General features: G+C 71.0%; 13 protein-coding genes and 2 riboswitches. Of the genes, 9 read left to right on the top strand and 4 right to left on the bottom strand.

The window, feature by feature from the left end:
- The first annotated feature begins 2 nt into the window (after positions 1 to 2).
- The gene (locus E3O41_RS03400; RefSeq protein ID WP_067025454.1) at positions 3 to 689 is read left to right on the top strand and encodes a sigma-70 family RNA polymerase sigma factor; all 687 of its coding nucleotides are present in this window, start codon (positions 3 to 5) and stop codon (positions 687 to 689) included.
- Positions 686 to 928, top strand: a complete 243-nt coding sequence (locus E3O41_RS03405) for an anti-sigma factor family protein (protein ID WP_067025457.1) — start codon at positions 686 to 688, stop codon at positions 926 to 928. The genes E3O41_RS03400 and E3O41_RS03405 overlap by 4 nt, the downstream gene beginning before the upstream one ends.
- Before the next feature lie 18 nt (positions 929 to 946).
- Here E3O41_RS03405 and E3O41_RS03410 read toward each other — a convergent pair whose 3' ends face one another.
- Together E3O41_RS03410 and E3O41_RS03415 are read right to left on the bottom strand one after the other, a co-directional pair.
- Entirely contained in the window at positions 947 to 2,221 is a 1,275-nt protein-coding gene (locus E3O41_RS03410) for a multidrug effflux MFS transporter (protein WP_170180899.1), read from the bottom strand.
- Between the two features lie 117 nt (positions 2,222 to 2,338).
- Positions 2,339 to 3,256 (bottom strand): DUF808 family protein, encoded by a 918-nt coding sequence (locus tag E3O41_RS03415; protein WP_067025460.1) that lies wholly within the window; start codon positions 3,254 to 3,256, stop codon positions 2,339 to 2,341.
- Between the two features lie 67 nt (positions 3,257 to 3,323).
- Here E3O41_RS03415 and E3O41_RS03420 point away from each other — a divergent pair, with 67 nt between their 5' ends.
- Together E3O41_RS03420 and E3O41_RS03425 are read left to right on the top strand one after the other, a co-directional pair.
- Positions 3,324 to 4,640, top strand: coding sequence for a GNAT family N-acetyltransferase (locus E3O41_RS03420; protein ID WP_067025463.1), 1,317 nt, complete (start codon positions 3,324 to 3,326; stop codon positions 4,638 to 4,640).
- 30 nt (positions 4,641 to 4,670) lie between these two features.
- A complete protein-coding gene (locus E3O41_RS03425; protein WP_067025466.1) occupies positions 4,671 to 5,231 on the top strand; it encodes an MOSC domain-containing protein in 561 nt (186 codons plus the stop codon).
- Positions 5,232 to 5,402: 171 nt separating this feature from the next.
- Here E3O41_RS03425 and E3O41_RS03430 read toward each other — a convergent pair whose 3' ends face one another.
- Positions 5,403 to 9,125 carry a multifunctional oxoglutarate decarboxylase/oxoglutarate dehydrogenase thiamine pyrophosphate-binding subunit/dihydrolipoyllysine-residue succinyltransferase subunit gene (locus tag E3O41_RS03430; RefSeq protein ID WP_067025469.1) on the bottom strand — a complete coding sequence of 1,241 codons (3,723 nt, stop codon included), beginning with the start codon at positions 9,123 to 9,125 and terminating at the stop codon, positions 5,403 to 5,405.
- Between the two features lie 242 nt (positions 9,126 to 9,367).
- Between E3O41_RS03430 and E3O41_RS03435 the strand changes: the two genes are divergently transcribed.
- From E3O41_RS03435 to E3O41_RS03455, 5 genes are all read left to right on the top strand, one after another.
- Entirely contained in the window at positions 9,368 to 10,681 is a 1,314-nt protein-coding gene (locus tag E3O41_RS03435; RefSeq protein ID WP_067025987.1) for a hemolysin family protein, read from the top strand.
- Positions 10,678 to 11,739 carry a hemolysin family protein gene (locus E3O41_RS03440; protein WP_067025471.1) on the top strand — a complete coding sequence of 354 codons (1,062 nt, stop codon included), beginning with the start codon at positions 10,678 to 10,680 and terminating at the stop codon, positions 11,737 to 11,739. Before E3O41_RS03435 ends, E3O41_RS03440 begins: the two co-directional genes overlap by 4 nt.
- Positions 11,740 to 12,175: 436 nt before the next feature.
- Positions 12,176 to 12,262, top strand: a riboswitch (glycine riboswitch).
- Positions 12,263 to 12,264: 2 nt separating this feature from the next.
- Positions 12,265 to 12,345: riboswitch (glycine riboswitch) on the top strand.
- Positions 12,346 to 12,426: 81 nt separating this feature from the next.
- Positions 12,427 to 13,131 carry a DUF5058 family protein gene (locus E3O41_RS03445; protein WP_083990886.1) on the top strand — a complete coding sequence of 235 codons (705 nt, stop codon included), beginning with the start codon at positions 12,427 to 12,429 and terminating at the stop codon, positions 13,129 to 13,131.
- 131 nt (positions 13,132 to 13,262) lie between these two features.
- Entirely contained in the window at positions 13,263 to 13,916 is a 654-nt protein-coding gene (locus tag E3O41_RS03450) for a hypothetical protein (protein ID WP_244927266.1), read from the top strand.
- Complete coding sequence (locus tag E3O41_RS03455; protein WP_083990887.1) at positions 13,913 to 15,373, top strand: amidohydrolase; 1,461 nt, start codon at positions 13,913 to 13,915, stop codon at positions 15,371 to 15,373. Before E3O41_RS03450 ends, E3O41_RS03455 begins: the two co-directional genes overlap by 4 nt.
- Before the next feature lie 455 nt (positions 15,374 to 15,828).
- Here E3O41_RS03455 and E3O41_RS03460 read toward each other — a convergent pair whose 3' ends face one another.
- Complete coding sequence (locus E3O41_RS03460; protein ID WP_067025476.1) at positions 15,829 to 16,926, bottom strand: NADH:flavin oxidoreductase/NADH oxidase; 1,098 nt, start codon at positions 16,924 to 16,926, stop codon at positions 15,829 to 15,831.
- Positions 16,927 to 16,976: the final 50 nt, after the last annotated feature.

The following is a 16,976-nucleotide window of genomic DNA, read 5'->3' on the forward strand; positions in this document are numbered from 1 at the left end:
GCATGATCATCGCACTGGACCATCCGCAGACGACCCTCCAGGACATCCCGGAGTTCGCGAGCCTAAACTGGCCCGCAATGGACGATCAGGATGCCCCCGAGACGACTGCGGTCGCCGATGCGCGCACGCAGTTCGAGGAGCAGGCGCTGCCCTTCATGGACCAGCTCTACGGCGCCGCGATGCGCATGACCCGCAATCCCGCCGATGCGGCGGACCTGGTGCAGGAGACGTTCGTGAAGGCGTTCGCGTCGTGGGCGTCGTTCACGCAGGGGACCAACCTCAAAGCGTGGCTGTACCGGATCCTGACGAACACCTACATCAACACGTATCGCAAGAAGCAGCGCGAGCCGTACCAGGGCACGATCGACGAGCTCGAGGACTGGCAGCTGGGCGGCGCGGAGTCGACCACCGCCACGAGCAGCCGATCGGCCGAGGCGGAGGCGATCGACCGCATGCCCGCGTCGGTCGTCAAGGACGCGCTGCAGTCGATCCCCGACGACTTCCGGATGGCGGTGTACCTCGCCGACGTCGAGGGCTTCGCCTACCAGGAGATCGCCGACATCATGAAGACCCCGATCGGCACGGTCATGAGCCGCCTGCACCGCGGCAGGCGCATGCTCCGTGACCTGCTGAAGGACTACGCGGCCGAGCGAGGCATCCAGGCCGCCACGACAGGAGCACGGAAATGACCGACTGCGGTTGCGAGAGGGCGAGGGCCGACCTCGAGGAGTACCTGCGGAACGAGATCTGCAAGACCGAGCAGAGCGACATCCGCGAGCACCTCGAGAACTGCCCCGCGTGCCAGGACGAGGCCCACGTGGCCCGCACCCTGACCGAGGCCGTGCAGCGCGCGTGCCACGAGCAGGCGCCCGAGCAGGTGCGCCTGCAGGTGCTGGCGCGGCTGCGCGAGGTCCAGGCCGCGCACTGAGCCGATCGCCGCGGGCGGTCAGGCGCTGAGCTGACCGATCGTCCGCGGGCGCACGACGAGCCACAGGGCGACGATGCCGAGGATCGCGCATCCGATCATGATCGACGCCATCGATCCGGCGCTGATCCCGGCCCCCGCCGAGATGAGGCCCACCAGCGGCGAGATCACGCCCGCGACCGAGTTGTTCACGGCGCCCAGCAGCGAGGCGGCGGTGCCGGCGGCGTCGGGGTGACGGTCGAGGGCGAGCACCTGCGCGCACGGGAACGTGAAGCCGCAGGCCGTCATGAACAGGAACAGCGGCACGAGCACCGCCCACACGCTCGGCGACAGCGCGGCGCATACGGGGATCGCGATCGCGGCCGCCAGCAGCGCGGCCGTCGACCACGCCAGCACCCATTGCGGGCCCACGCGCGCGGCCAGGCGCGCCGCGATCTGGTTGCCCGCGATGAGGCCCATCGAGTTCACGGCGAAGAGGGTGCCGTACTGCACGGGCGTGAAGCCGAAGAACTCCTGGAACAGGAACGGCGACGACGACAGGTACGAGAACAGCCCCGAGAACGTCATCGCGCCGATGATCATCACGCCGAGGAACACGCGATCGGTCAGCACGACGCGATAGCGGTGGCGCACCGACACGGTGTCGGCCGTGATGCGGTCGGTCGCCGGGCGCGTCTCGGGCAGCAGGAAGAACGAGCAGGCCAGGATCGCCACGCCGTACGCGGCGAGCACGGCGAAGATCCCGCGCCAGTCGATCACGCTCAGCAGCGCCGAGCCGATCAGGGGCGCGATCACCGGCGCCACGCCGGTGACGAGCGCCAGGCGCGAGAGCATGATCACGAGCCGGCGGCCGCTGAACAGGTCGCGCACGATCGCCATCGCCACGACGCTGCCGCCCGCGGCGCCCATGCCCATGAGCACGCGCGTGATGGCGAGCAGCTCGAGCGACGGCGCGAACACGGCGGCCAGGCTCGCCACGATGTGCAGCGCGGTGGCGATGAGCAGCGGCGTCCGGCGGCCGACCTTGTCGCTGAGCGGGCCGACCACGAGCTGGCCCAGCGCGAAGCCGACCATCGTGCCCGTGAGCGTGAGCTGGATTGCGCCGCTGGTGGTGTGGAAGTCGCGCTCGAGCAGCGGGAACGCCGGCAGGTACAGGTCGACGGTGAACGGGCCCAGCGCCGTGAGCGCGCCCAGCAGCAGCACGTAGACGAGGCGGCGGGCGCTGGAGAGCCGGTCTCCCGGGTGCACGTGGGCGGTCTCGCCCGCGGCCTCCTGGATGCGCTCGGGCACCGCCATGGCGCCGCCCGGCACCGGGATCATGCCCGTGGAGGTGGGGATGATGCCCGTGTCGATGCTCTTGTACTCGTCTCGGGCGTCGTCCTCAGTCACTGAGCGATTCTCCCACCTCTGGGATCAGGCGTGTGCGCCGGCGGGGGTCTCGCCGCCCTCGGTGAAGGTCGGGCGCTTGCCGAGCAGGCGGCCGATCAGCAGCACGACGCCGACGACGACGAGGCCGACGAGGAACCCGGCGATCGCCGACACCAGCGTGTCGCCGAGCCACACCACCACGCCGCCGGCCGGCTCGAGCAGGTGCTCGACGCCGTGCAGCAGGTCGGTGGTGAGGGTGAAGCCGACCTCGCCGAGGTTGGCGAGCACGAGGTGGCCGCCCACCCACAGCATCGCCACGGTGCCGACCACGCTGATCACCCGGAAGACGGCGGGCATGGCGAGCACGATGCGGGTGCCGGTGTGGCGCACGCGCTGCGAGGGGTTCTTCGCCATGCCCAGCCCGATGTCGTCGATCTTCACGAGCAGCGCCACCGCGCCGTAGACGAGTGCCGTCATGAGGAGGGCGATCACCACGAGCGAGCCGAGCGTCATCCAGAAGCTCATGTCGGTGGGCAGGTTCGACAGCGAGATGAGCATGATCTCGGTCGACAGGATGAGGTCGGTGCGGATCGCGCCCCACACGAGCTTGTTCTCCTCGCGGGCGGTCTCGTCGACGTGACCGTGGTGGAAGCCGAACCACTCGAGCGCCTTCTCGGCGCCCTCGAAGCACAGGTACGTGCCCCCGACGATGAGCAGGTAGGGCAGCACCCATGGGGCGAACTGCGTCAGCAGCAGCGCGATCGGGATGATGATGAGGAACTTGTTGGCGATCGAGCCCAGCGCGATCTTCGCGACCACGGGGATCTCCCGCGCGGGCGTGAGGCCCTGCACGTACTGCGGCGTGACGGCGGCGTCGTCGATGACGACACCGGCGGCCTTCGACGAGGCCTTGAGCGCGGCGCTCAGGATGTCGTCGACGACGGCGAGCAGACCAACCGACATGCGTCCCCCTCGTGTGCGGCGTTGCCTCGAATCTATCGTGTCCGCGGGGCCGAATACGCTGTGAGGCATGACCTCGATCGATGCCCGCGACGTTCCCGCTGACCCGATCTCGCGCGAGCGGCTCGCCGAGCGCGGGCTCGACTACCGGGTGGTCGCGGCCGACGGCGACGACTTCCTGCCGTTCTACCGCGCCATCCGCCGCGGATTCCTCGACGCCGAGCCGACGGCCGAGCAGGAGGAGAACGCGGCCCGCACGATCGCCGAGCGGCGCATGATCGGCGTCTTCGGCCCGGCCGCCGAGCCGGGGGCGATGCCCGTGGCCACGATCGACTCGTGGGTGACCCCGCTCACGCTGCCGGGCGCCGCGGGCCGGCCCGGGGCGCTGCCCGAGCTCGAGATGTGGGCGATCAGCGGCGTGACCGTGGCGTCCACGCACCGGCGCCGCGGCATCGCGCGGGCGCTGCTGGAGGGCGAGCTGCGCGCGGCGTCGGCGGCGGGGCTCGCGATCGCGGGGCTCACGGTGACCGAGTCGACGATCTACGGCCGCTACGGCTTCGGGATGGCGGTGCCCGTCGAGAACATCGCGATCGAGACGAAGCGGGCCGGATGGATCGGCCCCGCGACCGACGTGACGCTCGCGTACGTCGAGCGGCCGCGCCTGGTCGAGGTGCTCGGCGAGCTGCACGAGCGCGTCCGCACGCAGCGGCCCGGCAACGTCGGCGGCTTTCCGTTCCGCTGGGAGACGATCGCCGGCACCGCGCCCGGCAGCACCGACGGCGCCAAGACGCGCGGCGTGATCGCGCGCGACGCCGCGGGCGAGATCCGCGGCGCCCTGGTGTTCGTACTGAGCGAGGGCGCCCACCACGCCCACCACGTGCTCGACGTGCGACACCTCGTGGCCGAGACGCCCGACGCTCGCGCCGCCCTGTGGCGCTTCGCGATCGAGCACGACCTCGTCGGCACGGTCAAGGCTGACCTGCAGCCGGTCGACGACGCGCTGCCGTGGCTGGTCACCGATCCGCGCGCCGTGGAGCGCACCGTGTTCGACCATGGCTGGCTGCGCGTGCTCGACGTGCCGCGCGTGCTGCGGGCGCGGGGGTACGCGGCCGACGCCGACGCGACGGTGACGGTCCGCGACGACCTCGGCATCGCCGACGGCACCTGGCGCGTCGCGATCACCGGCGGCGCCGCCGCGGTCACGCCGGACGAGGGCGCGGCCGACGTGGAGCTCGGGGTCTCGGAGCTGTCGAGCGTCGTCGTCGGCGGGGTGTCGCTCGGCTCGCTCGCCGCGGCCGGGCGCGTGACGGGCGATGCCGCCGCGATCGCCGCGCTCGACGCCGCGCTGCGCTCGGGTCCGGCCCCGCACCTGAGCATCTGGTACTGACGCGGTTCGCGCGGTCGATACGCTCGGAGGGTGGCCACCCTCCTCTCCGTCTGCGTCGTCCACCAGCTGCTGCCCGATCCCGGCACCGTCGGCACCACCGCGATCGACAAGCGGCCCGTCGACGGCCCCGTGAAGGTCGGCCGGTTCGGGCTCTACGCCGACGTGCAGGCCGACCGCAAGCATCACGGCGGCGAGCGGCAGGCCGTGTACGCCTATGCGCAGGAGGACGCCGACTGGTGGGCGGCGCAGCTGGGCCGCGAGATCCCCGCCGGCCGGCTGTTCGGCGAGAACCTGCGCACGCAGGGCATCGAGGTCTCGGACGCCCGGGTGGGGGAGCAGTGGCGCATCGGCTCCGTGCTGCTCGAGGCCACGGCGCCGCGGAATCCCTGCATGACGTTCGCGCGGCACATGGGGCTCGAGAACGACGGCTGGGTCAAGCGCTTCGCCGACGCCGGGCGCCTGGGCACCTACTTCCGCGTGCTCAAGACCGGCACGATCCGCGCCGGCGACGCGATCGAGCGCGTGCATGTGCCCGCCGACGCTCCCACGGTCCGCGCCGCCCTCGCCGGCCCGGGCCGCGCGGCCGACTGACCGGAGCCTGTCCCGCGAGACAGCATCTGCGCGCCGACGGCATGCCGTTTCGCCGCCGTCTCGGCGCGAAGATGCGGTTTCGGCGCGCAGATGCGGTCTCGGCGCAGGCCCGGCGGGGTGAATGCGGAAGCGCCCGGCCTCCCGTGGGAGGGCCGGGCGCTCGCGTGAGGATCAGGCCAGGGCGCGGGCCATGAGGTCGGCGTGCTCGACGGCGTGGATCTTGCTCGATCCCGTGGCCGGCGAGGCCGAGGCCGCGCGGCTGACGACGCTCATGCCGCGACCGAGGTGCTTGACGACCTCGAGCGCCATGAACGGCCAGGCGCCCTGGTTCTCGGGCTCGTCCTGCACCCACACCAGCTCGGCGTTCGGGTACTGCGCCAGCACCTTCGTCAGCTCCGCGATGGGCGCCGGGTAGAACTGCTCCACCCGCACGAGCGCGATCTGCGGGTTCGGCGACTTCTCGAGCTCGCCACGCAGATCCCAGTGGATCTTGCCCGAGTGCAGCAGCACCTTGGTCACCGCCGACTTGTCGATGCCGCGGTCGTCGTCGAGCACCGGCTCGAACCGGCCCGAGGTGAAGTCCGCGACCTCGCTCGTGGCGCCGCGCAGGCGCAGCATCGCCTTCGGCGTGAACACGACCAGCGGGCGGCGGGGCCGGGCGTAGGCCTGGCGGCGCAGCAGGTGGAAGTACGACGCCGGGGTCGACGGGCGCGCCACCGTCATGTTGTCCTGCGCGCACAGCTGCAGGAAGCGCTCGATGCGTGCCGACGAGTGGTCGGGGCCCTGGCCCTCGTAGCCGTGGGGGAGCGCCAGCACGACGCTCGACTGCTGGCCCCACTTCTGGTCGGCCGACGAGATGAACTCGTCGATCACCGACTGGGCGCCGTTGACGAAGTCGCCGAACTGCGCCTCCCACATCACCAGCGCGTTGGGGTTCTCGACCGAGTAGCCGTACTCGAACGCGAGCGCGGCATACTCGCTCAGCAGCGAGTCGTACACCCAGAAGCGGCCCTGGCCCTCGGCCAGGTTCTGCAGCGGGATCCACTCCTTGCCGTTCACGCGGTCGTGGAAGACGGCGTGACGCTGGGCGAAGGTGCCGCGGCGCGAGTCCTGGCCGGCCAGGCGCACCGGGGTGCCCTCGAGCAGCAGCGAGCCGAAGGCCAGCAGCTCGCCGAAGCCCCAGTCGATCTTGCCCTCGCGGCTCATCTGAGCGCGCTTGTCGAGCAGCGACTGCAGCTTGCTGTGCACGGTGAAGCCCTCGGGCTTGTTCGCGTGCGCGTCGCCGATCTGCTCGACCACCGCGGCCGGCACGCCGGTCGTCTCGGGCTCGCCGGCGGCCTCGTCCACGCCGTTGCCGGTGATGACGGGGTTCGAGCCCGTCTCGGCGGCGTGCGTCTCGGCGAAGGCGACCTCGAGGCGGTTCTGGAAGTCCGCCTTGGCCTGCTCGTACTCCTCCTCGGTGATGTCGCCGCGGCCCACGAGCGCCTCGGTGTAGAGGCGGCGGGTCGAGCGCTTCGCCTCGATGAGGTTCGTCATGAGCGGCTGCGTCATCGACGGGTCATCGCCCTCGTTGTGACCGCGGCGGCGGTAGCAGACGAGGTCGATCACGATGTCGCGGTGGAACCGCTCGCGGTACGCGAACGCCAGCTCCGCGGCGCGGACGACGGCCTCGGGGTCGTCGCCGTTGACGTGCAGGATCGGGGCCTGGATCGTCTTGGCCGGGTCGGTCGCGTACGTCGAGGAGCGCGAGTCGACCGGGAGGGTGGTGAAGCCCACCTGGTTGTTGACCACCACGTGGATGGTGCCGCCGGTGCGGTAGCCCCGCAGCTGCGACATCTGCAGCGTCTCCATGACGACGCCCTGGCCCGAGAACGCGGCGTCGCCGTGCACGAGCACCGGCAGCCATCCGAACTCGCCCGGGCCCTTGCGGTCCTGCTTGGCGCGGACGACGCCCTCGAGGACGCCGTCGACGGTCTCGAGGTGCGAGGGGTTGGCCGCCAGGTAGACGGGAAGCTCCTCGCCGCTCTCGCTCACGAAGGTGCCCTGCGTGCCGAGGTGGTACTTCACGTCGCCCGAGCCGCGCTTGTTGCCGGGCAGCGCGCCCTCGAACTCCTGGAACACCTGGCCGTAGGTCTTGCCGGCGATGTTGGTCAGCACGTTGAGGCGGCCGCGGTGCGCCATCGCGATGGCGGCGCCGTCGAGGCCCTTCCCGGCCGCGCCCGAGAGGATGCGGTCGAGCAGCGGGATCAGCGACTCGCCGCCCTCGAGCGAGAACCGCTTCTGGCCGACGTACTTGGTCTGCAGGAAGGTCTCGAAGGCCTCGGCCTCGTTGAGCTTGCGCAGGATCCGCAGCTGGTCGTCGTGGTCGGGCTTCTCGTAGGGGCGCTCGAGGCGCTCCTGGAACCACTCGCGCTGCTCGTGGTCGGCGATGTGCATGTACTCGTAGCCGGTCGTGCGGCAGTACGAGTCGCGCAGCACGCCGAGCACGTCGCGCAGCTTGGCCTGGCGGCGGCCGCCGAAGCCGTTGGTGACGAACTCGCGCTCGAGGTCCCAGAACGTCAGGCTGTGCGACTCGATCTCGAGGTCGTGGTGCGAGCGCTGCACGTACTCGAGCGGGTCGATGTCGGCCATGAGGTGGCCGCGCACGCGGTAGGCGTTGATGAGCTCCTGCACGCGGGCCGTCTTGTCGACGCGCTCCGACAGGTCGACCGACACGTCGGCGTTCCAGCGGATCGGCGCGTACGGGATGCGCAGCGCGGCGAACAGCTCCTCGTAGAAGCCGTTCTTGCCGATCAGCAGCTCGTGCACGATCTTCAGGAACTCGCCCGATCCGGCACCCTGGATGACGCGGTGGTCGTAGGTGCTCGTGAGCGTGATCGTCTTGCCGATCGCGAGCTCGTTGAGCGTCTTGGGGCTCGCACCCGCGAACTCGGCCGGGTAGTCGAGGGCACCGGCGCCGATGATGCAGCCCTGGCCCTTCATGAGGCGCGGCACCGAGTGGACGGTGCCGATGCCGCCCGGGTTGGTGAGCGAGACGGTGGTGCCGGCGAAGTCGGCCGCCGTGAGCTTGTTGGCGCGTGCCCGCTTGACGAGGTCCTCGTAGGCGGCGAGGTACTCGGTGAACGTGAGCGACTCGGCGTTCTTGATGCTCGGCACCATGAGCGCGCGCGTGCCGTCGGGCTTGGGCAGGTCGATCGCGATGCCCAGGTTGATGTGGGCGGGCGCCACGACGCTGGGCTTGCCGTCGATCTCGGCGTAGTAGACGTTCTGGCTGGGGAAGATCTTCAGCGCCTGGATGAGCGCCCAGCCGATGATGTGGGTGAAGCTGACCTTGCCGCCGCGGGTGCGGGCCATGTGGTTGTTGATGACGATGCGGTTGTCGATCATCAGCTTGGCCGGGACCGTGCGGACGCTGGTCGCGGTCGGGACGGTCAGCGACTCGTCCATGTTCTTCGCGAGCGTCTTGGTCATGCCCTTGAGGACCGTGACGGTGTCCTCGGCCTGCTCGGCCGGGGCCGACGACGAGGTCTGGGCCGACTTCACCGGCGCCTCGGCCGGGATCGGCGCGGGGGCGGCGGGCTTGCTCGTGGTGCGGGCGACCGGCTGCTGGCCCACGACGGGGATCGGCGCGGTCGGCGGGTTCGACGCCTGCGGCTGGGCGGGGGCCGGCTGAGTGGTGGTCGGCTGGGCGGGCTGCGCCGGTGCGGCGGGCTGGGCCGGTGCGGCCGCGGGGGTGCCGTCGGCGGGCTGGTAGGCCTCGAGAATCGGCCACCACTCCTTGTCGACTGCATTCCTGTCCGACAGGAACTGCTGGTAGAGCTCATCGACGAGCCACTGGTTGGCTCCGAACTCTCCTTCGCCCGTCGCTCCGACGCCCGTCACCTGATTCGACACGGCTCGTTGCCCACTTTCATCGCTGATCGGTTGTGCGCGGCTCATCCCTGCGCGTCCGGGGTTCAAGCCTAGTCGACACGGGCGGCCGAGGAACGCCCCGTGGGGCATTCGGCGGAGGGGTTGACAGCCTCTCGCCGTATGATGGAGTGCACTATGGACGACCCTCCCAGTAGACATACGCCCCACCGTCCCTTCTCCGCGTGCGCACGCGGAGGTGATCTGTCGTGAGCGACTGGATCCTGATGGGGGTGGGGCTCCTTCTGACAGTGGGCACCGGCCTCTTCGTGGCCAGTGAGTTCGCCCTGGTCAACCTCGATCGTGCCGAGCTGGAGGCCAGGCAGGAACGCGGCGGGCCGAAGCTCGTCCTGACGATCCGCGCGCTGCGCCACACCTCGACGCACCTCTCCAGCGCACAGCTGGGCATCACGCTCACGACGCTGCTGACCGGTTACACCCTCGAGCCGGCGTTCTCGCGCCTCATGGCGCCGCTGTTCGACGCGGCGGGCGTGCCGACCGAGGTGAGCGTGCCGATCGCGACGGTGGTCGCCATGGCGATCGCGACGATCCTGTCGATGATCCTCGGCGAGCTCGTGCCCAAGAACTTCGCGCTCGCGCTGCCGCTGGCCACCGCGAAGCTCGTCGCGCCGTTCCAGATCGCCTTCACGGCCGTGTTCCGGCCCGTGGTCGCGCTGCTGAACGGCTCGGCCAACGCGGTGCTGCGCTCGATGGGCATCGAGCCCAAGGAGGAGCTGTCGGGCGCCCGCACGGCCGAGGAGCTGTCGTCGCTCGTGCGCCGCTCGGCCACGGCCGGCGTGCTCGAGGAGGACACCGCGAGCCTGCTCGACCGGAGCCTGACCTTCTCGCGCCTGAACGCGTCGGACGTGATGACCCCCCGGCCCCGCATGCACGCGATCGCCGCGGGCGACTCGGCCGAGGACGTCGTCCAGCTCGCCCGCCAGACCGGCCACAGCCGGTTCCCGGTGTACGGCGACTCGCTCGATGACATCCAGGGCATCGTGCACCTCAAGGCGGCCGTCGGCGTGCCGCGGCACAAGCGCGCCGAGGTGCCGGCGGGCGCGCTGTCGACCGAGCCGCTGCGCGTGCCCGAGACCGTGCACCTCGACGCCCTCATCGCCGAGCTGCGCGCCCGCGGCTACCAGATGGCCGTCGTCGTGGACGAGTACGGCGGCACGGCGGGCGTGGTCACGCTCGAGGACCTCGTGGAGGAGATCGTCGGCGAGGTGTCGGACGAGCACGACCGCCGCCTGGCCGGCGTCGTGCGCCACCGCGACTCGCTCACCTTCCCCGGCCAGCTGCGCCCCGACGAGCTGCGCGATCGCGCCGCCGTCGAGGTGCCCGAGGACGACGCCTACGACACCGTCGGCGGCTACATCATGAGCGTGCTCGAGCGCATCCCCGCCGTCGGCGACACCGTGCGCGTGGAGGAAGGCACCCTGACCGTGGAGCGCATGGACGGGCGCCGCGTGGATCGCGTGCGCTTCACGCCCGACCCGCTGCCGCAGGGCGCCGAGCTCGAGGAAGGGGCGCAGCGATGAACGACTGGGCAGGACTCGTCTGGCTGGTCGTGCTGCTGCTGGCCAACGCCTTCTTCGTCGGCGCGGAGTTCGCCGTCATCTCGGCCCGCCGCTCGCAGATCGAGCCGCTCGCCGAGAAGGGCAACCGCGCCGCGCGCACCGCGCTGTACGCCATGGAGCACGCCACGCTCATGCTCGCGACCTCGCAGCTGGGCATCACGATCTGCTCGCTGCTGATCCTGAACGTCTCGGAGCCGGCGATCCACCACCTGCTGGCGGCGCCGCTGGGGCTCACAGGCTGGTCGGAGGCGATCGTCGACACGGTGGCGTTCGTCATCGCGCTGCTGTTCGTGTCGTACCTGCACGTGGTGTTCGGCGAGATGGTGGCGAAGAACATCGCCTTCTCGATCCCCGACCGCGCGGTGCTGCTCCTCGCGACGCCGCTGGTGTGGGTCTCGAAGGTCTTCCACCCCGTGATCTTCGTGCTCAACTGGCTCGCCAATGCCGTGCTGCGGCTGTTCCGCGTGGAGCCGAAGGACGAGGCGAACTCGACCTTCACGCTCGACGAGGTGGCCACGATCGTGAGCCAGTCGCGCCGCGAGGGCGTGCTGGACGACGCGGCCGGCACGGTCGCGGCCGTGGTGGAGTTCACCGACAAGGACGCGATCGACATCGCCGTGCCGCTCGATCGGATCGTCACCCTCCGCGAGGACACCACGCCCGAGCAGATCGAGGCGGCCGTGGCCAAGCACGGCTACTCCCGCTACGTGATCGTCGACGACGAGGGCGAGCCGGTCGGCTACGTCCACCTCAAGGACGTGCTGCGCGCGGCCGAAGGGGACGACGCCGACGAGAAGGTGCGCGTGCCGATCCCGCAGAAGCGCATCCACCACATGGTGCCGGTGCAGGAGACGACCGATCTCGAGGACGCCCTCGCGATCATGCGTCGCGCCGGCCGCCACCTGGCCCGCGTGCGCAACGATCGCGGCGAGACCACCGCGGTGCTGTTCCTGGAGGACATCATCGAGGAGCTCGTCGGCGAGGTCCACGACGCGACCGAGCGCGCTCGCCGCCGCTGACACCGAGCGCGCCGAGCCCGGGGCCCCGCGCCTCGGTCTCGGCGCGCTTCGCGTGCTCGACCCGTTCCGGCCGACGAGCCGGCATGGTGGCCTTGGTCTCGACTCCGCCGCTTCGCGGCTGAGCTCGACCCGTCTCCGCTTCGTTCGCTTCGCTCACTCCGGTCGACGAGCCGCAACCCCGCACGGCTCGTCGACCGAGCGAAGCGAGCGGAGACGGCTCGAGCGGAGCGAAGCGGAGTCGAGAGCGGGCGCTGACGCGGCGCCGACTGTCAGGCGTGTCCCGTGGCCCGAAACCTCGGCGAAACCGCCCTGCGACGGGAATGTTCACGTATCGCAACGCGACCGACACGGGCGGACACGGTCATGTAACCGCACCTCGACAGCATTGCCCCGTCGATACAGAACGACTCCGCGTCGGCCATCCGGTGCGGACCCGATGAGTGGCAGGGGAGAGTCTCGCTCCGGCGAGCGCCGAAGGGGCAAGCACCCGCAATCTCTCAGGCACAAGGACTCTGCCGCTCGGGAACTCTGGAGAGCGTCCGCGTGGCGGGCCGCCGAAGGGGAACGTGCCTACAGGCGCGACACTCTCAGGCATCAGGACAGAGTGGGATCCGACTACCCGCGTGCGCGCGGAGACGTCAAGGAGCTGCTGTGGATCCCCAATCGCTTAACGTCCTCGGTGCCGCAATGCACCCCGTCCTCTGGGTATCGGCCGTCGCGGTGTTCGCCGTCATCGGCATCCAGACCGTCATCTACGTACGAGCCGCACGCGCGGCTGCCCCCGCCGCCGAGATGACGAGCGGCGAGGTGACCCGCGCCTTCCGCGCCGGCGCCATCGCCTCCATCGGTCCATCGCTCGCCGTGTGTCTCATCGCGATGACGCTGATCGGAGTGCTCGGCACGCCGGGAGTGCTCGTGCGGATCGGACTCATCGGATCAGCCCCATACGAACTCACCAGCGCCGGCCTCGTCGCCGGCAGCGTCGGCGCGGAGATGGGCGGCGACGGCTGGACGCAGCGCGTCTTCGCGGCCGCGCTCCTCGCGATGGGGATCGGCGGTGCCGGGTGGATGGTGGTGACGCTCATCCTCACCCCGGTGCTCAAGCGCAGCCAGACCCGCCTCGAGTCCTCGAGGAAGGGTGGCGCCGCCGTGATGGGCATCGTCACCGCCGCGGCGATGTTCGGCGCCTTCGGCGCCTTCGGCATCCAGCAGGTGGCGGCCGGACTCGCGCCGACGCTCGTCGCGCTGACCAGCGCCCTCGTGATGGCGGTGCTCATGCTCCTCGCTCGCCGAGCGGGCCTCGCCTGGCTCCGGGAATGGGCCCTCGGAATCGCCCTCATCGCCGGCCTCGTGGCCGCCGTCGTCTTGACCACGCTCGGCGTCGGCGCCTGAGCCGGCCGCAGAACAGGAGACCGCGCATGTCTTTCCTCACCAAGCCGGCCCGTGATCGCGTGGCGGCTGCGCCGCCCGACCTCGCATGGAGCGCGTTCGATCGCACCACCTCGCGCTGGGGAGCGCTCACCATGCTCTCCGCCCTCGTCATCATGATCGTGGGCCCCGCCATCGTCGCCATCCTGCTCGGGGTGCCGCCCGGCTGGGTGGTCGGCGGCGTGGCCGTGATCGCGGTGACATTCGGGACCATCTGGGTCATCGAGCCGCTGTCGTACTACCCGATCCTGGGTCCGGCGTCGATGTACCAGGCGTTCATGATCGGCAACATCTCGAACAAGCTCCTCCCGGCGGCCATCGTGGCGCAGTCCGCCGTCGGGGCGAAGCCCGGCACGCGTAAGGGCCAGCTCGCGGCCGTTCTCGCGATCTGCGGCGCAGCGACGACCCACCTGGTCTCGCTCCTCGTGCTCGTCGGGATCTTCGGGACGCTGCTCGTCTCACTGATCCCTGCCGATTTGGTCGCAGTGATCCAGGCATACGTGCTGCCGGCGATCATGGGCGCCGTCATCGTGCAAATGGTGACATCCAACCCGAACTGGACAGTGCTCGGCATCGCGCTCGTCATCGGCGCCATTGCCGTGTTCGGGCTGCCGCTGATCGCTCCCGCCCTATCGGGCTTCGCCGTGGCGATCTCGGTAGTCCTGACGATCGGCGTTGCGCTGCTGCTGCCACGCACCCCGCGAACCGGACACGAACAGGAAACGACCCCGAAGGAGCACATCGCATGACCGACACAACCCTGCGCATCTCGAGCGAGACCCTCACGCCGTCCGTCGCCGAACTCGCCCCGGAGTTCGTCGCCCTCTCCGACGCCATCTGGGATGAGCCGGAGCTGCGCTGGGAGGAGCACGCCTCGGTCGCCAAGCAGATCGCCGTCGCGGAACGCCACGGCGGCAGGATCACCACGAACGTGGCCGGCATTCCCACCGCGTTCACCGCGGAGTGGGGACAGGGCGGGCCGGTGATCGCCGTGCTCGGAGAATTCGATGCGCTCGCGGGTCTCAGCCAGGAGAACGGCTCGACGGTCCGTCAGCCCGCACCGGGGAACACCTCGGGCAACGGACACGGTTGTGGCCACAACCTGCTCGGCGCGGGCTCCCTGCTCGCCGCGGTGGCGCTCGCCAAGACGCTCGAGCGGGAGGGCAGGGCCGGCACCGTGCGCTATTACGGCTGCCCCGCCGAGGAGGGCGCGGCCGGGAAGTCCTTCATGGTGGCGGGCGGTGCGTTCGAGGACGTCGATGCGGCCGTGAGCTGGCACCCCGGAGCGGGCGTCGCGACCGCGCAGTGGAAGTCGCTGGCCTACACCCAGGCTTACTTCCGCTTTCGCGGTGTCGCGGCGCACGCCGGAGCCAACCCGCAGCACGGACGGAGTGCGCTCGACGCCGCCGAACTCATGAACGTCGGCGTCAACTTCCTCCGCGAGCACATGGACGACACCGATCGTGTGCACTATGCGTTCGTGGACGCGGGCGGTGCGTCGCCGAACGTGGTGCAGCCGACGGCCGAGCTGTACTACCTCGTCCGATCGGCGACCACGGCGGGCATGCGCGCGCTTTACGAGCGTGTGTGCAAGATCGCGCGCGGCGCGGCGATGATGACCGAGACCGAGGTCGAGATCGAGTTCGACGGAGCGAGCGCGGAGATCCTTCCCAATCTGGTGCTCGAGAGTCACCTCCACGCCGTGGTCGAGGCGATGGGAGGCGTGCCGTACGACGACGATGACCTCGCGTACGGACGCGAGCTGCTCACCACGGTTCCCGCCGACGCGGTCACACACACGAAGACGACCATGGGAATGAGCGCCGACGACGACTCGCCGTACTTCCTGGGCGTGCCGCCGAAGCCCGACCCGGTGCACCGCCCGCAGATGACGGGGTCCACGGACGTCGGCGATGTGAGCTGGGTCGTTCCCACGGTGCAGATCGCCGGTGCCACGGCGGTACTGGGCACGCCGGGTCACTCGTGGCAGATGGTCGCTCAGGGCAAGACCGCCGCCGCCCACAAGGGCATGGTCTACTGCGCCACCGCCATCGGCGCCGTCGCCTACGACCTTCTCACCGATCCGGACCTCCTCGAGGCGGCGCAGGCCGAGCATCGCGCCACCCTGGCGGTCACGCCGTACGACTGCCCCATCCCCGAGGGGGTCATCGCTCCGCCGGTGCGCCCTGGATACCGCGTGCGGTGAGCTGCTGAACAGGGTGGTCGCGACTCGGAGCGCGCCGAGCCGGGGCCCGACGCCTCGGTCTCGGCGCGCTTCGCATGCTCGATCCGTTCCGGCTGACGAGCCGTCATCTCGCGCGGTCGTCGAACGAGTGAAGCGAGTCGCGGCCGCGGGGTCGGTGGCGTTGGTCTCGACTCCGCCGCTGCGCGGCTGCGCTCGACCCGTCTCCGCTTCGTTCGCTTCGCTCACTCCGGTCGACGAGCCTGGGTCGCGTGCGGCCGGCTCCGCGCGCGGTCGTCGGAGGTGCGGCGCGCGTGGTCGGATCGGTGGGGCCAGTGTGAACCCGTGGGGCGGATGAGGAGGCGCCGGCGCATCCGCTCCGACGAGCCGCAACCCCGCACGGCTCGTCGACCGAGCGAAGCGAGCGGAGACGGCTCGAGCGGAGCGGAGCGGAGTCGAGAGCTCGGGCCGAAGCCGCGTCAGGCCTTGGGGGCGCGGTAGGCGCGGAGGTACTGGTCGGGCCAGAGGCCGCGGGGGAGCTCGCCGAGCTCGGTCGCGGCGCGCAGGCCGAAGTGCGGGTCGCGCAGCCACTCGCGGGCCGCGAGCACCACGTCGGCGGCGCCGTCGGCGAGCACCTGCTCGGCCTGTGCGCCCGTAGTGATGATCCCGACCGCGCCGACCGGGGCACCGGTCACCTCGCGGATGCGGGCGGCGAAGGGCACCTGGTAGCCGGGGTGGACGTCGATGCGCTGATGGGCGACGAGCCCGCTCGACGAGACGTCGAAGAAGTCGGCGCCCGCCTCCTGGGCCCACCGCGCCACGGTCGCGACGTCGTCGACGACGAGGCCGCCCGGGGCGGAGTCCTGGGCCGAGAAGCGCACGAGCACGGGCACGCCCTCGCCGACCTCGGCGCGCACCGCGCGCACCACGTCGAGGGTGAGGCGCGCGCGGTTCTCGAGCGAGCCGCCGTACGCGTCGGTGCGCTGGTTCGACAGCGGCGAGAGGAACTGGTGCAGCAGGTAGCCGTGGGCCGCGTGGATCTCGACGGCGTCGAAGCCCGCGTCGATCGCCCGGCGCGCGGCCGAGGCGAAGGCGGCGACGATCTCGGCGATGCGCTCGCCGGTGAGCTCGACCGGCTCGGCGTAGCCCTCATACGCGATCGCCGAGGGCGCCTCGGCGACCCAGCCGCCGTCATCGAGGGGGACGGATCCGCGGTGCTCGGTGCTCGAGCCCGGGGCGAACGGCCACCACGTCGAGGCCTTGCGGCCGGCGTGGCCGAGCTGGATGCCGGCGCGGCCGCCGCGGGCGTGGATCGACTCCACGATCGGCCGCCAGGCGTCGCGCTGCGCGTCGTTCCAGATCCCGGCGTCGCGCGGCGAGATCCGCCCCTCCGGCACGACCGCCGTCGCCTCCGCGATCACCAGGCCCGCGCCGCCCGATGCGAACTGCGCCAGGTGCACGTGGTGCCAGTCGTTCACCACGCCGTCTTCGGCGCTGTACATGCACATCGGCGCCACCCAGAGGCGATTGCGGAACTCGACGTCGCGGATCGTGAGCGGGCTGAACAGCAGGGACATGCGGGTCCTTCCGGGTCGTGCGGCGACGTGTCGGGAGCGGCACGTCGTAA

It is taken from the genome of Microbacterium sediminis (assembly GCF_004564075.1).
Lineage (GTDB): Bacteria > Actinomycetota > Actinomycetes > Actinomycetales > Microbacteriaceae > Microbacterium > Microbacterium sediminis.

Bases quoted from the DNA above. Each gene is read 5' to 3' on its own strand.
- E3O41_RS03400 (WP_067025454.1), top strand. From the start codon at position 3: ATGATCATCGCACTGGACCATCCGCAGACGACCCTCCAGGACATCCCG.
- E3O41_RS03405 (WP_067025457.1), top strand. From the start codon at position 686: ATGACCGACTGCGGTTGCGAGAGGGCGAGGGCCGACCTCGAGGAGTAC.
- E3O41_RS03410 (WP_170180899.1), bottom strand. From the start codon at position 2,221: ATGGCGGTGCCCGAGCGCATCCAGGAGGCCGCGGGCGAGACCGCCCAC.
- E3O41_RS03415 (WP_067025460.1), bottom strand. From the start codon at position 3,256: ATGTCGGTTGGTCTGCTCGCCGTCGTCGACGACATCCTGAGCGCCGCG.
- E3O41_RS03420 (WP_067025463.1), top strand. From the start codon at position 3,324: ATGACCTCGATCGATGCCCGCGACGTTCCCGCTGACCCGATCTCGCGC.
- E3O41_RS03435 (WP_067025987.1), top strand. From the start codon at position 9,368: ATGGGGGTGGGGCTCCTTCTGACAGTGGGCACCGGCCTCTTCGTGGCC.
- E3O41_RS03440 (WP_067025471.1), top strand. From the start codon at position 10,678: ATGAACGACTGGGCAGGACTCGTCTGGCTGGTCGTGCTGCTGCTGGCC.
- E3O41_RS03445 (WP_083990886.1), top strand. From the start codon at position 12,427: ATGCACCCCGTCCTCTGGGTATCGGCCGTCGCGGTGTTCGCCGTCATC.
- E3O41_RS03450 (WP_244927266.1), top strand. From the start codon at position 13,263: ATGCTCTCCGCCCTCGTCATCATGATCGTGGGCCCCGCCATCGTCGCC.
- E3O41_RS03455 (WP_083990887.1), top strand. From the start codon at position 13,913: ATGACCGACACAACCCTGCGCATCTCGAGCGAGACCCTCACGCCGTCC.
- E3O41_RS03460 (WP_067025476.1), bottom strand. From the start codon at position 16,926: ATGTCCCTGCTGTTCAGCCCGCTCACGATCCGCGACGTCGAGTTCCGC.